Raw genomic sequence first — 16,709 nt, 5'->3', positions numbered from 1 at the left:
CGGCTAATGAGATCTCCGCGTGCGACACAGCGAGCGTTTCTGATGTAAATGGCGCACTGCTTAGGTCACGTTTTTGTAAACCGGTCGCGGTATTCTTTGGGCGTTACTGATAGAAACTTTTTAAAAGCAAGGCGCATATGGTCAGCGCTAGTAAAGCCGCTCATGAACGATACTGTTTTGATGGGCAGGCTTCCACCGCTTAGCAACCGCCTGGCATGATCAATTCTGGCTTGATCTAGGAACTGGGATGGGCACATGCCCACTTCTTTGCTGAATGTTCTGGTGAAATGTCTTGTGCTCATAGCCGAGCGCTCAGCCATAGAGGCTACGGACATTTTGCTATTGAGATTCTCAATTACCCAATTTTGGATTTCACGCATGCTTGTGTTCTGCGTTCTTTGTGAAACTAAATTTGCACTGAACTGTGATTGTCCACCAGGCCGCTTAAGGAAGATTACTAGATCCTGAGCAACTTCAAGTGCTAGCCGATGACCATGATCCTCCTCTACAAACGCTAACGCTAAATCAATCGATGCACTGACCCCTGCAGATGTCCAGAAGTTCGCGTCTCTGATATAGATGGAATCAATATCTAGCTTCACTTCCGGATATTTCTTCGCAAAAGCATCATTCATCCTCCAGTGTGTGGTGGCTCGTCGACCATTCAATAATCCTGTAGCTGCAAGGAAAAATGCGCCAGAACATAGTGCGGCGAAGCGTGGAGTGCTGGGTGCGGCTCGATGGATCCACTCGATAATCGATGGATTTTCGATTACTGCATTCTCGATGTAGTGAGCACCCACGACGAGAATTGAGTGGGCATCGGTAGACATTTCTAGGTCAATTGTCGCATCCAGGGTCATGATTGTATCTGATGGTACAGGGCCGATTTTGCTTGAACGGATAGCGACCCTGTAGCCCGGCGGATAGCCGTAAGACTCCAAAATCCTATTGGCATAGCTGAATACGGTCATTGGGCCGATTGCTTCAAAGGCTTTGAAACCTCGGTAGATAACCAGCTCAATTGACCTGGTCTGGTAGTCGTCTAAGAGCATTTCGTTTTTCTCCCATGTCCCAAATCGACGGCAGTTTGGCCGACATCGACGGAGCTTGTGGACTCAAGATAGTGGGGGAGGGCGTAAGCTGCGATCACAACCTCCCCGTAACCAAAGGTGATGACAATGATAAAATCACGAGCAGCTGTAGCATTTGGGCCCAAGCAGCCACTGGAAATTGTTGAGGTTGACGTCCAGCCTCCGAAAGCCGGTGAGGTGTTGATCCGTGTCGTAGCGACCGGGGTATGTCATACAGATGCGTACACGCTCTCCGGGCAAGATTCCGAAGGGGTCTTCCCTTGCATTCTTGGGCACGAAGGAGGCGGCATCGTCGAGGCTGTGGGCGAAGGCGTGAAAGGCTTGGCCGTGGGCGATCATGTAATTCCCCTTTACACGGCAGAGTGCGGGGAATGTAAGTTCTGCAAATCTGGTAAGACAAACCTCTGCCAAGCGGTACGTGCTACTCAAGGCAAAGGATTGATGCCAGATGGAACCACTCGATTCAGCTACAAAGGAGAGCCGATCTATCACTACATGGGCTGCTCGACATTTTCTGAATATACCGTTCTGCCCGAAATCAGCCTGGCCAAGATCCCGAAAGACGCGCCGCTCGAGAAGGTATGTTTGCTTGGTTGTGGAGTGACTACAGGTATCGGGGCCGTTCTCAACACTGCGAAAGTCGAGAAGGGCGCAACTGTCGCTATCTTCGGGTTGGGCGGAATCGGGTTGGCTGCGGTAATCGGGGCCAAAATGGCAGGTGCTGGTCGTATCATTGCTGTGGATATCAACCCTGCAAAATTTGAAATTGCCCAAGAGCTTGGCGCAACTGACTTCATCAACCCCAAAGAATACGATCGCGCAATCCAAGACGTCATCGTTGAACTTACAGATGGCGGTGTTGACTACTCTTTTGAGTGCATCGGCAATGTTAATCTGATGCGCGCCGCTCTCGAGTGTTGCCATAAGGGTTGGGGCGAGTCGGTTATCATCGGTGTTGCGCCTTCTGGCGCTGAGATTTCGACCAGACCGTTCCAGCTCGTCACCGGTCGTGTATGGCGCGGTTCCGCCTTTGGGGGAGTAAAAGGAAGAACTGAGCTTCCCTCTTACGTCACCAGATCGCAAGCTGGCGACATCCCGCTCGATAAGTTTATTACCCACAATATGGGGCTTGAAAAAATCAATGAAGCATTCGATCTCATGCACGAAGGTAAAAGTATAAGAACAGTGATTCACTTCTAAACAGCAATTTACGAGGTAAGTATGAGCGTGTTTACACATGTGACCGTTGGCACTAACTCTCTTGATAAGGCTAGAGCTTTTTACGATGAGGTTCTGAGCGAGATTGGTCTCCAACGTCTGGCTGATCTCGGAGACAATGGGTCGATTTGGGGCGTTGATAATCCTTCGTTTTTTGTGCTTAAACCCGCGAATGGTCAGCCGGCGACTGTTGGCAACGGAGTGACTATAAGCTTCGAAGCTCCAAGTCGAGCGGCAATCGATGCCTTCCATGCTAGAGCTCTAGAGTTAGGTGGCAAGGATGAAGGCAAGCCAGGTGAGCGCGGTTGGGCTGAAAATGCTTATGCCGCTTACGTACGCGACCTAGACGGTAATAAACTGGCTGTGTACTCATTTAAGAAGCCTTAAAGATTTGGACGTAGCGAGTTTTACGGCCTCTTAGGAGGCCGTCTTTTTTTGCAAAAAATAAGGTGGCGCTATGCGCCACCTTATTTTAGCCAGCTATGTGTAACTACGATCACTTTCGATTACTGGATCTAGAAGAGCGCTTCGGAAGGCTTGAGCCCCTTCCTTGTGAGCTTCCTTCAGCTCGCGAAGCCATTTCCTGTACTGGATAGACACCTTGTCAGCTACTACTGAGACTTCGTCAGCAGGAGCATCCTTGGGCCATTGAGACTCAATCACTGGTTTGTCTTCGGCGAAGACCAGGTCATTAAAGGCAATGTGCAGATAATCAGAATCGTCAGCTTGCTCCCTCGCAAATAACAGGAAGTTCTTGGTCGTAGTATCGTCTATTGGGCACGAAACGTTAAACAGGACATGCAGTGATTTACTTGAGTATTTCGCTACTTCCAGGTTGATAGCGAATGGCATGCTGCAGGTATAGGAAAACGAGCCGATGGGCGCCTGGTTCGGGACGGCCATGTCCTCAGGTGTATCATAAATGAAGCGGAACTGACCGTTGAATCTGTCCATTGGGACGATTGGAGGCTCGGCATTATTTGGGTCAAACAGCGTGCCTGGATGAATAAAAGCGAAGTGTGAGAAGTCAGTGAAATTTTCCCAGCGGCGCTCCGCTGTTGCGTTCCACCAATAAGGTTCTTGGATAACGATTCGCAACCTGGGATCACTTGCAGCACTGAAATAAGGAATTTCAGTGCATGCGTAGCTTGAGTCTAATCTGACCCAAATCAGACCATAGCGCTCTTCACAATCGAATCGCTGCACTTTTGCTCGGTTTGGAATTGGGCTATTGGGACAAGCCGGCACCAGTTTGCAAGCGCCCTCGCTGTCGTACTGCCATCCATGATACGGGCATTGAAGGCGGTCGTTCGCAATTGTACCCAACGAGAGCTTCGCGGATCGATGCGCACACCGATCGTGCATAGCAACATACTCACCACCTAGCTTTGCCACTACCAACTGCTCACTGAGAAGCGTAACGGCCATTGGCCCAAGACTCGAGGGGTGAGCTTTCTCCAGTTCCGTTACGGTACAAACGGGATGCCAAAAGTGGCGGAGATATTCACGGTCATTATTAATGATTGCCTGTTCCATGTATGTAGCCTTTGTGGATGACGTTATTTTGTTAGCAGCTCCCCACGATCGGGTTGCCATGTCTCCTACTTCTACTCACAGAAAGGTTAAACACACTCTATTTATGTGTTGACACCATTCGTATGGCTGGTACGTCAGATCTAAGATCTGGTACACCAGAAAAGGTAGAGCATTTTTTGGAATGCTGTCAACTCCCAGCAGTGCTGGCGGGGAGAATGCTTCTTGATAAGCAGGTCTGAATTAGAGCTTTAACTAAGTAATTTGCCTCGACTAGTAGCAATCTGGAGCTCATTAAAAGGTAGGGGAAGGAAACATTGAGACGTTTACGTTGCACCAATGCGTTACGTTTAGTACGAAGCGTGCACATTTTTCGGGCATTCATAGCCTCTTATTAAAAAGCATTGTGGAATATAAAGTACCAAAGCCATCCTTTTTAATGACTTTTCTGTAGGTGTAATTGATCAAATAGCGCCGTAAGTAACGACGCTAAGTATCAAAATTCAAATTTTATTCGCTAATGCAGGGAATTGTGTTCCCCTGAGTAACAGACTTAAGATGTATACAATTTTAGATGTATAGCTAACGAATCTTGACTAAAGCGTTTGGCGTAATTTTTGCTCTCAGCTGAACCTGACTCGTAGGTCAGGTGATGAGGAGCTCGTCGAGTGAAATCAACAAAAAAATGTTTGGGAATTTTGGCTGCGACCGTGTTGACACCCTCAGCTTACGCTGGAGATATGCTGCTTTGGCATCAAGAGAGCGTCAGCTATCAGTATGGGAAGGATTTCAAGGTAGATCCGAGGCGAATGCAAATCATAACATTCGAGCATACCAGTGGCTGGGCGTGGGGGGACTTCTTCTTCTTCATTGATAATTACTGGTATCCCGGCTCACAAACTGACTATGACGGTCATCACGGAATTTATTCTGAATACTCTCCCCGGTTCTCTCTATCCAAAATGACGGGCAACTCATTTAGTTGGGGTATTGTGAAGGATGTCTTAATTGCGACGACGATTGAATGGGATAATAATCGAAGCAAAGGTCGCGATGATCAAGTTAACTATCTTATAGGGCCAGGCTTCGACTTATCTATCCCTGGGTTTGATTATTTCATGCTGAACTTCTACTACCGGAAGCCGGAAGGCGGGGAGGGGATGGGTGGTTGGCAGGTCACACCCGTTTGGTCGTATACGATACCTGTAGGAAGAAGCGATATTTTAGTCGATGGTTATATCGACTGGGTGATAGGTGATAAGTACGGGCTAAAGCACAACTTTCACTTCAATCCTCAAGTCAAATACGATATCGGGAAGTTGCTGTGGGGGGCGCCGAAGAAGCTCTATGTCGGAGTGGAGTATGACTACTGGTCTAACAAGTATGGGATAGAGAACACGGCGCAGTATAAAACTGACCAGAGCGTCACCAGCGCAATGATCAAGTATCACTTTTAATGTGCTTATGCGGGGGCGTAGCCCCCGCATTAGATCTGAAGTGCAAACTTAAGATTTACGTCAGGCGAGCGCGCGGCGTCGAACTTATACCCTTTGATCACTAGGTTATAATGGGATGCCAGTAGTTCTTTAGCCGCAACAGCATCTTTACGCTCTAAACAGCCAACAAGCTCGGCATGCTCATTACGCAGTTTGCAGTAGTCAAAACCTACACGGTATAGAGCATTGATCAATGCTTCCCGCCGGCGCAGCTGCGCATGAATCTGATCGATTGTGTTATTACCCAGAAAGGAAATCAGCAACGAGTGAAATCCTCGGCCTAGCTTGTCTCCTTCATCAGCAAGCCCGCATTGGTGCGCGGTGTGCTCTTTATGCGTATGGACACGCAGCTCGTCGAGCTGCTGACTTGTAATGCATTGGATGAGCTGATCGATGACACCACTCTCTAGCACAAGCAGCATTTGATAAAGCTCAAAGGCATCATCGAAGGTTGGGCACCAAACGCTGGTCGAGCGCTTAGGCGAAATTTCGACAAGCTTGTCCTGGGATAGGCGGATCAACGCTTGGCGCACAACGGTGCGGCTTACGTTAAAAAGCTCAGCGATCTCACGCTCGTTCAGCTTTGTCCCTGGGGGCAGTCGGCGGTGATAAATGGCGTCTGAAATAGCGGCGACAATTGTCTGGGTCAGCATGATCTACCTTAGCCCTCTCGTTCGTTGGGCGTGCACGGGTTGCGAACATAGCACCAAAATGTAACACGACACCAACTGTGTCACCGTTTGAAACACGCGCCGTACACAAAAATTGAACGCATTGTATACAGATTCGTGAGTTATTCTGACCCTTAGGTCAGAAAAATGCATTATTAAACAATAGGATAACAGAGTAAGCACACCTCCGATGGATCGATCTGGCACGGAATCTGCCCTGTTTTTGGCTCAACCACGTACCTGCAAGCGGATACAAAAAAACTATCCGTCGTAAAAAACCGGCTAAACTGGTATACCAGATAGGCGATCTGGGAAGCCTGACAGGTTTTTTGGCACACAAAAATAACATTGGCAATCGCTAGCCCTGAGGACTCCACACGTGAACCAACAACTCAAGCCTCTCTTGGACGACAAAACCTACCTCCGTCACTTCTGGCATCCCGTATGCACCCTGAACGAGTTCGAGCGTGCTAACCCTAGCGGGCATGGCCCTATGGGCGTTACCTTGCTAGGAGAACGGTTGGTGATCGCCAGGCTGAACTCGAATATTGTTGCTGCGGCTGACCGATGTGCACATAGATCGGCCCAGCTATCTATAGGGCGAGTCTGTAGCCATGCTGGGACAGATTATTTGGAGTGCCCTTATCACGGCTGGCGTTATGATCAAGAGGGCGCTTGTAAGCTCATTCCTGCTTGCCCAGATAAGAGTATTTCTCCTCGTGCCAAAATATCTTCCTACGATTGTGAAGTAAGATACGGCATTGTCTGGGTTCGACTAGACAATAGCTTTGACTGTACTCAGATTCCCTATCTGAGTGACTACGAAAACCCTGATATGCAAGTGATAGTTGCAGATTCGTACATTTGGAATACTGTTGCTGAGCGACGTTGGGAGAACTTTACTGACTTTTCCCATTTTGCGTTTGTTCATCCAGGTACTCTGTACGATCCATTTTTCGCTAGTCATCCTACGGTATATGTAAACCGAGTTGGTGGGGAAATGCAGTTCAATCTCGCGCCACCGCGAGAAATGAAAGGTATACCCCCTGAAGCGCCTATGGGGGATTTCACCTACCGCTGCACCATGCCTTATTCCGTAAACCTCGAAATCAAATTGTGGAAAGATGACTCGCGTTTCATCTTGTGGACTACCGCCAGCCCGGTTGATGCCACAACCTGCCGCAATTTCATGATCATAGTTCGCGAGAAAGACAATCAGCCAGATCACATGCACCTGGCTTTCCAGAAGCGGGTGCTGGATGAGGATCAGCCGGTAATTGAGTCTCAATGGCCTCTGGAGATTCAAACGTCTGAGGTCTCTGTGGCTACTGATAAGGTTTCTATCCAGTTCCGCAAATGGCATAAGGAATTGTCTGTTGCTGCAGTTGAAGGGCGTGAAGCGTTTCGCAGCTCGGTTTTGACAACGGTTATTGAAGAAGAGCAGTAATACAAAGTATTACGTGTCGCGCCGATGGTGCGACACTTTCCTCGTGCATAGGCAGAAGCCAGAACGCGAGACATTATAATTATTAGCTTGGGTGATGCTCATGCAATCTCTTGCCCTGCGGAAAAAAACAAACGTTTATAAGGTCATGTTCATGGGGTGGCAACATGTGCTTGTGATGTATGCAGGTGCTGTCGCTGTACCGCTGATTTTGGGCGCGGCACTTAAGTTGCCTAAAGACCAAGTGGCCTTCTTGATTAATGCTGATCTATTCGCGTGCGGTATTGCAACGCTGATTCAGTGCATCGGGTTCGGGAATGTTGGCATCCGACTACCTGTAATGATGGGTGTTACCTTTACAGCTATCGGGCCCTTGGTTGCAATTGGTACCGATCCCCAGGCAGGTCTGCTGCAAATCTTTGGGGCGACCATAGCTGCCGGTCTATTTGGGTTCCTGGTAGCACCCTTTATTGGAAAATTAATCCGATTTTTTCCACCTGTTGTGACAGGAACGGAGATCTTAGCTGTAGGTTTGTCGCTGATGGTGGTAGCGGCCAGTTGGTCTGCGGGTGGATATGGGAATCCAGATTTCGGAAATCCTTTATATTTGTCGATAGCTGCTGCAGTCTTAGTAGCAATTTTAATCATTGTTAGATTCGCTAGAGGGTTCTTATCCAACATTTCGATTCTGCTTGGTATGATGTTCGGCTTTCTTTTGGCCTTAAGTGCTGGACAGATCGATTTTAGCGACGTAAGTCGGGCTCCATGGTTCGGGATCGTTGTGCCTTTTCACTTCGGTGTCCCGCAGTTTAGCCTGTGGCCTATTGTTGCAATGTGCATCGTTATGTTGGTCACATTTATCGAATCTACCGGCATGTTCCTGGCGCTAGGAGAGGTCGTCGATAAGCCGGTAGGGGAAAAGGAACTCGTTAGGGGCTTCAGAGCAGATGGTGTTGGTACAATGCTGGGGGGTGTATTTAATACATTTCCCTATACCTCATATGCTCAGAACATTGGCTTAATCAGTATAACTGGCGTGAAAAGCAGGTGGGTGTGTGCCCTGGCTGGATTCTTTTTAGTGCTTCTGGCGCTGTTTCCTAAGGTTGCGATGATAATTGCGTCCATTCCGCCGTACGTGCTCGGGGGTGCAGGTTTAGTAATGTTTGGCATGGTAGCTGCGAGCGGTATAAAGGTTCTTTCGCGGGTTAGCTTCGCTGATAATAAAAACCTATATGTTGTAGCAATCAGTGTGGCGATAGGAATGATTCCTGTGGTTTCGCCCCAGTTCTTTGCCAAGCTGCCTAAAGATATGGCTCCAATTCTTGAAAGCCCAGTGCTCCTGACAGCCATCTGCGCTGTTGTTTTGAATGTCTTCTTCAATGGTTTCGGTAGTGCGGAGGAGACAAAGAACTCACTGTTAACTGCTGCGAAAGAAGCTGAAGTCTGATTTCACACCAACCCTAAGAGAGAAGAATAATGAAAAAGATGTTCTTGCTTGGCTGTGCAGGTCGTGGGGTTCAACCTTCGTCCATTCATAAGCCTGTATCTGACAAAGAGCTTCCCATCATGGAGCAGTTCCGGCTCCAGAAGGAGTCGGGGCTCTGGGACTTCGTAGATCGGATTCCAGTGGGTACTTCTGAATTAGACGAGTATATTAAAGCAAGCCAGACTTACTCGCTGCCAGTCTATAGCGGGAGCTGGACGTATACCTTGGGTGCAGATGAACAACGAATCCGCGAGAATATTGATCAGACGATCGCAGTTGGAGCGAAATATCATAATTTGATGGTCTGGGCGAAACACGCCGATGGGCATTATATTACTGATGAAGAGGTTGCGATCTCTTATCTGAATGCGTATGAATACGCTGAAAAAAGAGGAGTAATTATTACTTTTGAGAATCATGTCGATATGTGGTCGGAAGACCCGCGGCGAGTTGCAAAAGTTGCGGATATGGTCGAACGTCATGGAATACCATTCAATATCTGTATGGATTATAGCCATTGCATTTTTAAGGTTGAGAATGAGGTGGAGATCGCCGTTGCCCAGTTACGCGGTGATCAGGAAGGCACCCGTAGACTTGATCCATTTAATGACGACAGCTACGCGGACGAATGGCTTGCTCGTAATACTGTGCATTGGGCCCAAGTGCGGCCAGCAGCGCCCAATGGGCCACGTAACTGGTGGGCAGGTGAAACTGGCCCATGGGATGGCCTAGGCTATGATCGACCAGGTCGCTCAATCCAATACCCGTTCAGCAATCCAAAATCAGGCGAATGGCACACAGATTTTTGGCACGCTCATAAACTTGCTCCAACCAAAGAGTTGATTCGGAAAGTCATAGATAGCTATATTGCCGAGGAAAACTCTAGTCTCCGTTTGATGACTATCGACAATATTAACCTTGCGGCTTACGGCACTGGCTGGAAGTACGATATGTATGCTGACAGCTGCTTGGTCGCTCAGTTTGTTCGAGAGCTCTATGCGGAGCGCATGGCTATCCACCTTGCCAAAAACGAACAGGGTAACGATTTCGTAAACCAATATCGGAATCAGGTTTGATCACCCCCTTGTATTTTGCCAAGGGCCAAGTCATCACTGTTTAGTCTACTTGCTCGGGAATTGTAGAGATCCTGGATCTCGTTTCCAGTCAATTCTCGAGCTATAACCTGGTATACCAGATGAGCAATGTGAAAAACCAAAGGTGCCAAAATGTCTTCCGATGAAGTAATCTTTAATGATTGGCATCCAGTCGCTGCTTTGGATGATGTGGCTCTGGAAAAGCGCTACCGTTGCCGATTGCTCGGGCGAACTGTCAGCTACGTAAAAAGCGTTGAGGGTGTGAACGCCTTATGGGAGCAAAGTGCAGAATCCGTGTCCCGCATCCACGCCAGGGAAATTTATGGAGTTCTCTGGTTGTCATTTGCCGAGCAGCCCACGGAAATGTTTGACATTCCGGAATTCAACGAGGCGGATCGCCGTATTGTCAGTGCGGGTTCTGTACGTGTCAATGTGTCCGGTCTGCGTGCCATCGAGAATTTTCTGGATATGGCGCACTTCCCATTTGTGCATACCGATATTCTGGGAGCTGAGCCGTTGACCGAGGTTGAACCTTACAAGGTTCACCACGATGAAGAGAGAGATGAGATATTCGCGACAGAATGTCGATTTCCTCAGCCCAAGGGTTCTGCTACAGCGGTAGAGCCTATTGATATGCAGTACATTTACAGAGTTACTCGGCCATATTCAGCAATTCTTTATAAAACTTGTCCCCCACAGCCGGATCGTTGGGATGCTTTGGGGCTCTTTATCCAGCCTGTCGATGAAGATTGGTGCATAGCTCACACCATCATGTGTTACGTCGATGAGGTTAACTCGGATCAGCAGCTTCGACATTTCCAACAAACGATCTTTGGCCAAGACCTGATGATCCTGATTAACCAGGTACCCAAGCGTCTCCCTTTGGCTGCTAGTCGGGAAAGTCCAGTTCGCGCTGACGTTTTAGCGACCGCTTATCGTCGATGGATGCGTGAGAAAGGCGTGCAGTACGGAACCCTGCGGGACTGAATAACAAGAATCAATAAAGAGGTAAGCGCCGTGAATAAAATTGACTTGAACCAGTGGTTCCCCATCGCTACTCCTGAAGATCTACCCATGCGTCACGTGTATCATGCGACGCTCATGGGACAAGAGATGGCGGTTTGGCGAGACGACAACGGAAATATCAACGTTTGGGAAAACCGTTGTCCTCACCGGGGCCTTCGACTGACTTTGGGAGCAAATACTGGCACCGAAGTCCGCTGCCAGTATCACGGTTGGACTTATGAAACTGGGACAGGTGGGTGTACATTTGTTCCAGCTCATCGAGATGCCACTGAGCCAAGCAAAGCTCGTGTGAATACATTTCCTGCGCGCGAGAAGCATGGGCTGGTTTGGACGTCATTGGGCCAGCCTGAGGGAGAGCCAATCTCCATCCTCGATGATGCGCAATTGGTCAATGCTGTAAAAACTAATCTTCACACTACCGTTATTGGCACCGACAGTGATTATCTGATCAGTGTCTTGCGAGCTAACTTGTCAGCATTCGTTGATGTTTTTGGTGTGACTGATGTCGATGATTTGCATCTCAAAACCATGCATCACGACCGAGCGATAATCGTCACGAAGGTTGGCGCGCTTGCAATCCACCTCTATCTGCAACGGGCAACCGTCACCAAGACTCTCGTTCATGCTCAAGCATTAACACCAGGTCGTTCAGGTTATGAGCTCCAGAAGAGTTTCGCATTCGCTATGAGCGCGATCCGTCGACTATCAGAGGCGGCGACTTCGAATTTGATTCACATCAATGATATTAGTGATCAGACTGTCGACAACGTTGAGTTAGTGACAGAAAATCTTACTAAAGCACCACCTGCCGAATATATTTGCGAAGTTGTAACCCGATCGCAGGAAACGAGTGACATCTGCTCGTATTGGCTCAAGCCTATTGGACATCCGTTACCCACGTTCACTGCTGGTATGCACATCAGCATCACCACGCCTGAAGGATGTATCCGGCAGTACTCATTGGTGAATGCACCTTGGGAGCAAGAATCTTTCATCATTGGCATTAAAAAAGAACTACAGTCGCGTGGTGGTTCGAAGTCGATGCATGAACAGGTAAAGGTCGGTACCCAGTTGAAAGTAACGCTGCCTCGTAATGGCTTCCCTTTCGTAGAGACGGGTAAGCGTCCTATCCTTGTGGCGGGCGGCATTGGTATTACTCCAATCCTCTGTATGGCTCAAGCGCTCGATGAGCAAGGTACGCCATTTGAGATCCATTATTTCGCCCGAGGTGAAGAGTACGTACCTTTCCTGGAACGACTGAACGCATTGGGCGAGAATTTGAACCTGCACTTTGGTCTTGGGCCTGAGGAGACCAAAGAAAAACTTGCTGATATCATGTGGGAGCATGAGCCTCAAAGCATTGATATCTACACTTGTGGCCCGCAACCTATGATAGAAACTGTGTCGTCGGTGGCAATTGCCCATGGCGTAAGTGAAGAATCAATTAGATTCGAGTTCTTCAGTAAGAAGAATGACGCTCCTGTTTCAGACGAAGAGTACGAAGTTGAATTGAGTAAGTCTGGTCAAAGTTTCATTGTGCCTGCTGGCTCGACGCTGCTACAGGCGTGCTTGGAAAATAACGTGCAGATTGAGGCTTCTTGCGAGCAGGGTGTCTGCGGCACCTGCATAACTGCGGTTCTTTCTGGCGATCTCGAACACCACGATACCTATCTTTCCAAAAAAGAAAGGGAAAGTGGCAAGTGGATAATGCCGTGTGTTTCGCGCTGCAAATCCAAGAAAATTGTTCTCGACCTGTGAGGCCTCAATCGTGATCACACTCTATGACTATGAGCTTTCCGGAAACTGCTACAAGGTGAGACTTTTTTTGTCGATCCTCAAGCTGGAGTACAAGATTGAACCGGTGGAATTTTATCCTTCCCGTGAGCATAAGTCGGAGAAATTTCTCAAAATTAATCCACTTGGCCAACTTCCCGCGCTTACTGACGGTGATTTAGTCCTGCGTGATGCCCAAGCTATCTTGGTTTATTTAGCTACTCAATATGACAAGACTGGATACTGGTACCCGATCGCGCGCCCTGATCTCATGGCCGAAGTGCAAATGTGGATCGCCTTTGCTGACAGTCTAACCAGCACTATTTCAGCAGCTCGACTTCATGATCTTTTTTTCTTCGAGTTCGATGTTCAGTCCTGTCGCGATCGCGCTCATCAACTGCTCAAAATTTTAGATGAACATCTCTGGTTCCGCGATCTGAAGGGGCTACAGTACATCTGCAGTTCGTTGCATCCGACGATTGCCGATATCGCATGCTTCCCTTATATCGTATTGGCTGATGAGGGGGGGGTATCACTTGAGGACTACCCGGCGATCCGTCGCTGGGTAGATCGTGTCAAGCGTCTTCCAGGGTTCACTGTTATGTCAGGTGTCTTCCCCACCTCGTCAGCATCCGAAAGCTCAGAGAAGCCAGTCAGCGCTTAGCCTAAAGGGTGTTTGAGAATTCTACTCAGACACCCGACTTTACTCTGTAACTACTAATAGGACTACGATGATGAGCATTACCAAGATTTCGTCACAAAGAAGTTTTGATGGTTCGTATAACCGGTTCAAGCATCAATCCCAAGTGCTTGGTTGCGAAATGACCTTCGGTATTTACCTGCCCCCCAATATGGAATCGAGGCCAAGCGTTCCGGTGCTTTATTGGCTTTCCGGCCTGACGTGCACTGACGAGAATTTCATGCAAAAAGCTGGCGCACATCGACTGGCGGCTGAGTTAGGCATGGCTATTGTTGCACCGGATACCAGTCCTCGGGGAGAGCATGTACCCGATGATGTAGATAAGTCTTGGGATTTTGGGCATGGTGCCGGTTTTTACATCAATGCTACTGAAGAGCCTTGGGCAAAAAACTATCAGATGCATGACTATATTGTAGAGGAGCTACCTGCGCTTATCGAAGCCAATTTCCTTGTGTCAGATAAGCGGGGCATCAGCGGACATTCCATGGGCGGTCACGGCGCTCTGATTTGCGCGCTGCGAAATCCTGGTCGTTATCTTTCGGTTTCCGCATTTTCGCCCATAACCAATCCTGTTAAAACGCCCTGGGGGCATAAGGCTTTCAGTCAGATGTTGGGTGACAATATCCAGAAGTGGCGGGAGTGGGATACCTGCGAATTGATGTCAAATGCTCAAGAACGGTTGCCTTTGTTGATAGATCAGGGAGCTGAGGACGAGTTTTTGCATAGCCAGCTCAAACCCGGGTCGTTATCTTCTATAGCGTCGCGTTCTGGCCATGTGGCTAGTATTCGTATCCATCATGGCTATGATCATAGTTATTATTTCGTCGCGTCGTTTATTGAGGATCATTTGCGCCATCACGCCAGCGCGTTGATCGAAGGCTAAATATTAAAGTTCATAATTAATATCTATATGGAACCTTGTGGCACGGAGGGGTCATGAATAGTGTTGAGTATCAAATATTTTCGGGGGAAGCCTTTAGGAATCTCAGGAGTTCCTCTTTATTGCAGGGTAAGAAATTGCTGGGTAGTGGAAGCTTCAGTCTCGTTTTTGAGGGTAGTGAAGCAGACACCGTATTCCATCTTTCCATAGACAATGCAGGACATGATTATTCGGTTAAAGCGAAGCAGCACTCAGTAGATGGAGTGGCCAGAATACATAGGGATTTCGGTGCTGTTGCGCTGTATCAAGATGACGCTTTTTATCCTGACTACCTTTGGCTGGCTGAGTTGGAACTATTGCATCCGCTTTCGAGTTCCCCTGCAGCCTTTCGTGAAGTTCAAGATCTACTACGTATTCTCACTGGCGTTACAGAAGGGGTGATTTACTCTACCTTTAGCGAGAAATGTAAGTTGCTAGCGAGACTCAACCATGTTCCGATCTATCCTCGGACGATGCGATGCACCCAGGCGTTGAGAAAGCTTTTATTTAAGTATGTAACGACAACTTCTTGTGATATTGATATTCGGATATCTAATTTTATGATCCGACCATACACTGGAGAGGTGGTTTTAAATGGCCCCGTAAATTGGCTGTGTGATATCTCACCGGAGCGCCAAGCTCGGTTAGCCCATTCGGAAATTATCCTTGACGGCACTCTTGCTCCGCAGGAATCAGCTCAGATCCTTCCATTTCAGCGTGTCGGGCAAGCCTAAGCCTGAACTTCAAATATAAGAGTGCGCTATGATGTGAGATTGATACGTAGCGCCATCGAGTGTGAGGATATTGCCTTGCGAATTGGTATCCCGAAAGAAACCCTGGCGGGCGAAACGCGCGTTTCTGCAACTGTTGATACGATAAAAAAATATTTGCTCCAGGGGCATCAGGTAATTGTTGAGTCAGGAGCTGGGCTATGTGCTGCAATTCCAGATTCAGCGTACAAGGAATGCGGGGCATCGATAGGCACTATGAGCGATGCATACGGCTGTGAAGTCATACTAAAAGTACATCCGCCAACGGATGAGGAGCAGAGTTTTATAAGTGAGGGAAGCTTACTTGTGGGTATGCTCAATCCTTTCGATGACCTCATGATAGGAAAAATGGCAGTACGCGGCATCACCGCCTTCGCCCTGGAAGCCGCGCCGCGCACCTCGCGGGCGCAGAGCCTTGACGTATTGTCGTCGCAGGCCAACATCGCCGGCTACAAGGCTGTGTTGCTGGCCGCCCATCACTACCCACGCTTCATGCCCATGCTGATGACCGCCGCCGGTACCGTTAAGGCCGCGCGCGTGTTGATCCTGGGTGCAGGCGTTGCCGGCCTGCAGGCGATTGCCACGGCCAAGCGCCTGGGCGCGGTGATCGAGGCGTCCGATGTACGCCCGGCGGTGAAGGAGCAGATCGAGTCGCTCGGCGCCAAGTTCATCGATGTGCCGTACGAGACCGATGAAGAGCGTGAATGCGCCCAAGGCGTAGGCGGCTATGCTCGGCCAATGCCGGCCAGCTGGATGCAGCGCCAGGCCCAAGCCATACATGAGCGGGCCAAACAGGCCGATATCGTCATTACCACCGCTCTGATCCCCGGGCGCAAGGCGCCGACCCTGCTCAGCGCAGAAACCGTGGCACAGATGAAGCCCGGCTCGGTGGTTATCGACCTCGCCGCAGCCCAGGGCGGCAACTGCCCGCTGACGGTCGCCGACCAGGTGGTGCAGGCAAACGGCGTGACCATCGTCGGCCCGACCAACCTGCCGGCCCAGCTGGGCGCCGATGCCTCGGCGCTGTATGCACGCAACCTGTTGGACTTCATGAAGCTGCTGTTCGACAAGGACGGCGCACTGGTCATCAACCTCGAAGACGACATCGTCGCGGCCTGCCTGATGTGCCGCGACGGCCAGGTCGTCCGCAAGAACGGCTAAGGAGCACGACAATGGAAGACATGCTGATTTCGCACGGCATCTACAACCTGATCATCTTCGTGCTGGCCATCTATGTGGGTTACCACGTGGTGTGGAACGTCACCCCGGCACTGCACACGCCGCTGATGGCGGTCACCAACGCCATTTCGGCGATCGTCATCGTCGGCGCCATGCTGGCTGCGGCCCTGACCGTGACCACTGCGGGCAAGCTGATGGGCACCCTGGCGGTGGCCCTGGCAGCGGTCAACGTGTTCGGCGGCTTCTTAGTCACACGCCGCATGCTTGAGATGTTCAAAAAGAAAACCAAGAGCGAGGCGCAATAAT

16 protein-coding genes are annotated in these 16,709 nt (G+C 49.3%); 13 read left to right on the top strand and 3 right to left on the bottom strand.

Annotation, left to right across the window (positions count from 1 at the left end):
- Positions 1 to 65: 65 nt before the first annotated feature.
- The gene (locus tag IAE36_RS02805) at positions 66 to 1,055 is read right to left on the bottom strand and encodes a GlxA family transcriptional regulator (protein WP_201198337.1); all 990 of its coding nucleotides are present in this window, start codon (positions 1,053 to 1,055) and stop codon (positions 66 to 68) included.
- Between the two features lie 126 nt (positions 1,056 to 1,181).
- Between IAE36_RS02805 and IAE36_RS02800 the strand changes: the two genes are divergently transcribed.
- The gene (locus tag IAE36_RS02800; RefSeq protein ID WP_201210071.1) at positions 1,182 to 2,294 is read left to right on the top strand and encodes an S-(hydroxymethyl)glutathione dehydrogenase/class III alcohol dehydrogenase; all 1,113 of its coding nucleotides are present in this window, start codon (positions 1,182 to 1,184) and stop codon (positions 2,292 to 2,294) included.
- Positions 2,295 to 2,315: 21 nt separating this feature from the next.
- Positions 2,316 to 2,699, top strand: coding sequence for a VOC family protein (locus IAE36_RS02795; RefSeq protein ID WP_201162891.1), 384 nt, complete (start codon positions 2,316 to 2,318; stop codon positions 2,697 to 2,699).
- 93 nt (positions 2,700 to 2,792) lie between these two features.
- Here the strand turns inward: IAE36_RS02795 and IAE36_RS02790 are convergent, their stop codons facing one another.
- Positions 2,793 to 3,848, bottom strand: a complete 1,056-nt coding sequence (locus IAE36_RS02790) for an aromatic ring-hydroxylating oxygenase subunit alpha (protein ID WP_201162892.1) — start codon at positions 3,846 to 3,848, stop codon at positions 2,793 to 2,795.
- Positions 3,849 to 4,513: 665 nt separating this feature from the next.
- Between IAE36_RS02790 and IAE36_RS02785 the strand changes: the two genes are divergently transcribed.
- A complete protein-coding gene (locus IAE36_RS02785) occupies positions 4,514 to 5,302 on the top strand; it encodes an outer membrane protein OmpK (RefSeq protein WP_328822848.1) in 789 nt (262 codons plus the stop codon).
- A gap of 29 nt (positions 5,303 to 5,331) precedes the next feature.
- On the opposite strand, the gene IAE36_RS02780 is transcribed toward IAE36_RS02785, so the two are convergent.
- The gene (locus IAE36_RS02780) at positions 5,332 to 5,994 is read right to left on the bottom strand and encodes a GntR family transcriptional regulator (RefSeq protein WP_201162893.1); all 663 of its coding nucleotides are present in this window, start codon (positions 5,992 to 5,994) and stop codon (positions 5,332 to 5,334) included.
- Positions 5,995 to 6,391: 397 nt separating this feature from the next.
- Between IAE36_RS02780 and IAE36_RS02775 the strand changes: the two genes are divergently transcribed.
- From IAE36_RS02775 to IAE36_RS02730, 10 genes are all read left to right on the top strand, one after another.
- The gene (locus IAE36_RS02775) at positions 6,392 to 7,459 is read left to right on the top strand and encodes a Rieske 2Fe-2S domain-containing protein (protein WP_201162894.1); all 1,068 of its coding nucleotides are present in this window, start codon (positions 6,392 to 6,394) and stop codon (positions 7,457 to 7,459) included.
- Positions 7,460 to 7,559: 100 nt separating this feature from the next.
- Entirely contained in the window at positions 7,560 to 8,903 is a 1,344-nt protein-coding gene (locus IAE36_RS02770) for a nucleobase:cation symporter-2 family protein (protein WP_201162895.1), read from the top strand.
- 29 nt (positions 8,904 to 8,932) lie between these two features.
- Entirely contained in the window at positions 8,933 to 10,018 is a 1,086-nt protein-coding gene (locus IAE36_RS02765) for a sugar phosphate isomerase/epimerase family protein (RefSeq protein ID WP_117182408.1), read from the top strand.
- Between the two features lie 150 nt (positions 10,019 to 10,168).
- Positions 10,169 to 11,023, top strand: coding sequence for an aromatic ring-hydroxylating oxygenase subunit alpha (locus tag IAE36_RS02760; RefSeq protein WP_201162896.1), 855 nt, complete (start codon positions 10,169 to 10,171; stop codon positions 11,021 to 11,023).
- A gap of 30 nt (positions 11,024 to 11,053) precedes the next feature.
- Entirely contained in the window at positions 11,054 to 12,820 is a 1,767-nt protein-coding gene (locus IAE36_RS02755; RefSeq protein WP_201198339.1) for a Rieske 2Fe-2S domain-containing protein, read from the top strand.
- A gap of 10 nt (positions 12,821 to 12,830) precedes the next feature.
- Positions 12,831 to 13,499 carry a glutathione S-transferase family protein gene (locus tag IAE36_RS02750; RefSeq protein ID WP_201162898.1) on the top strand — a complete coding sequence of 223 codons (669 nt, stop codon included), beginning with the start codon at positions 12,831 to 12,833 and terminating at the stop codon, positions 13,497 to 13,499.
- A gap of 70 nt (positions 13,500 to 13,569) precedes the next feature.
- Positions 13,570 to 14,418: an S-formylglutathione hydrolase gene (gene fghA / locus IAE36_RS02745; protein ID WP_201198341.1), complete on the top strand. Its 849-nt coding sequence runs from the start codon at positions 13,570 to 13,572 to the stop codon at positions 14,416 to 14,418.
- 53 nt (positions 14,419 to 14,471) lie between these two features.
- Positions 14,472 to 15,188, top strand: coding sequence for a hypothetical protein (locus IAE36_RS02740; RefSeq protein ID WP_201210069.1), 717 nt, complete (start codon positions 14,472 to 14,474; stop codon positions 15,186 to 15,188).
- Between the two features lie 75 nt (positions 15,189 to 15,263).
- Positions 15,264 to 16,385 carry a Re/Si-specific NAD(P)(+) transhydrogenase subunit alpha gene (locus IAE36_RS02735; RefSeq protein ID WP_201198344.1) on the top strand — a complete coding sequence of 374 codons (1,122 nt, stop codon included), beginning with the start codon at positions 15,264 to 15,266 and terminating at the stop codon, positions 16,383 to 16,385.
- Between the two features lie 11 nt (positions 16,386 to 16,396).
- On the top strand, positions 16,397 to 16,708 hold the full coding sequence (locus IAE36_RS02730) for an NAD(P) transhydrogenase subunit alpha (protein ID WP_117139633.1): 312 nt from the start codon (positions 16,397 to 16,399) through the stop codon (positions 16,706 to 16,708).
- The last annotated feature ends 1 nt before the right edge of the window (position 16,709 follow it).

Source organism: Pseudomonas sp. S36 (assembly GCF_016647875.1).
Lineage (GTDB): Bacteria > Pseudomonadota > Gammaproteobacteria > Pseudomonadales > Pseudomonadaceae > Aquipseudomonas > Aquipseudomonas parafulva.
This window is presented reverse-complemented; position numbering and strand designations above follow the sequence as displayed.

Bases quoted from the DNA above. Each gene is read 5' to 3' on its own strand.
- IAE36_RS02765 (WP_117182408.1), top strand. From the start codon at position 8,933: ATGAAAAAGATGTTCTTGCTTGGCTGTGCAGGTCGTGGGGTTCAACCT.
- IAE36_RS02795 (WP_201162891.1), top strand. From the start codon at position 2,316: ATGAGCGTGTTTACACATGTGACCGTTGGCACTAACTCTCTTGATAAG.
- IAE36_RS02740 (WP_201210069.1), top strand. From the start codon at position 14,472: ATGAATAGTGTTGAGTATCAAATATTTTCGGGGGAAGCCTTTAGGAAT.
- IAE36_RS02760 (WP_201162896.1), top strand. From the start codon at position 10,169: ATGTCTTCCGATGAAGTAATCTTTAATGATTGGCATCCAGTCGCTGCT.
- IAE36_RS02730 (WP_117139633.1), top strand. From the start codon at position 16,397: ATGGAAGACATGCTGATTTCGCACGGCATCTACAACCTGATCATCTTC.
- IAE36_RS02790 (WP_201162892.1), bottom strand. From the start codon at position 3,848: ATGGAACAGGCAATCATTAATAATGACCGTGAATATCTCCGCCACTTT.
- IAE36_RS02805 (WP_201198337.1), bottom strand. From the start codon at position 1,055: ATGCTCTTAGACGACTACCAGACCAGGTCAATTGAGCTGGTTATCTAC.
- IAE36_RS02770 (WP_201162895.1), top strand. From the start codon at position 7,560: ATGCAATCTCTTGCCCTGCGGAAAAAAACAAACGTTTATAAGGTCATG.
- fghA (WP_201198341.1), top strand. From the start codon at position 13,570: ATGAGCATTACCAAGATTTCGTCACAAAGAAGTTTTGATGGTTCGTAT.
- IAE36_RS02800 (WP_201210071.1), top strand. From the start codon at position 1,182: ATGATAAAATCACGAGCAGCTGTAGCATTTGGGCCCAAGCAGCCACTG.
- IAE36_RS02780 (WP_201162893.1), bottom strand. From the start codon at position 5,994: ATGCTGACCCAGACAATTGTCGCCGCTATTTCAGACGCCATTTATCAC.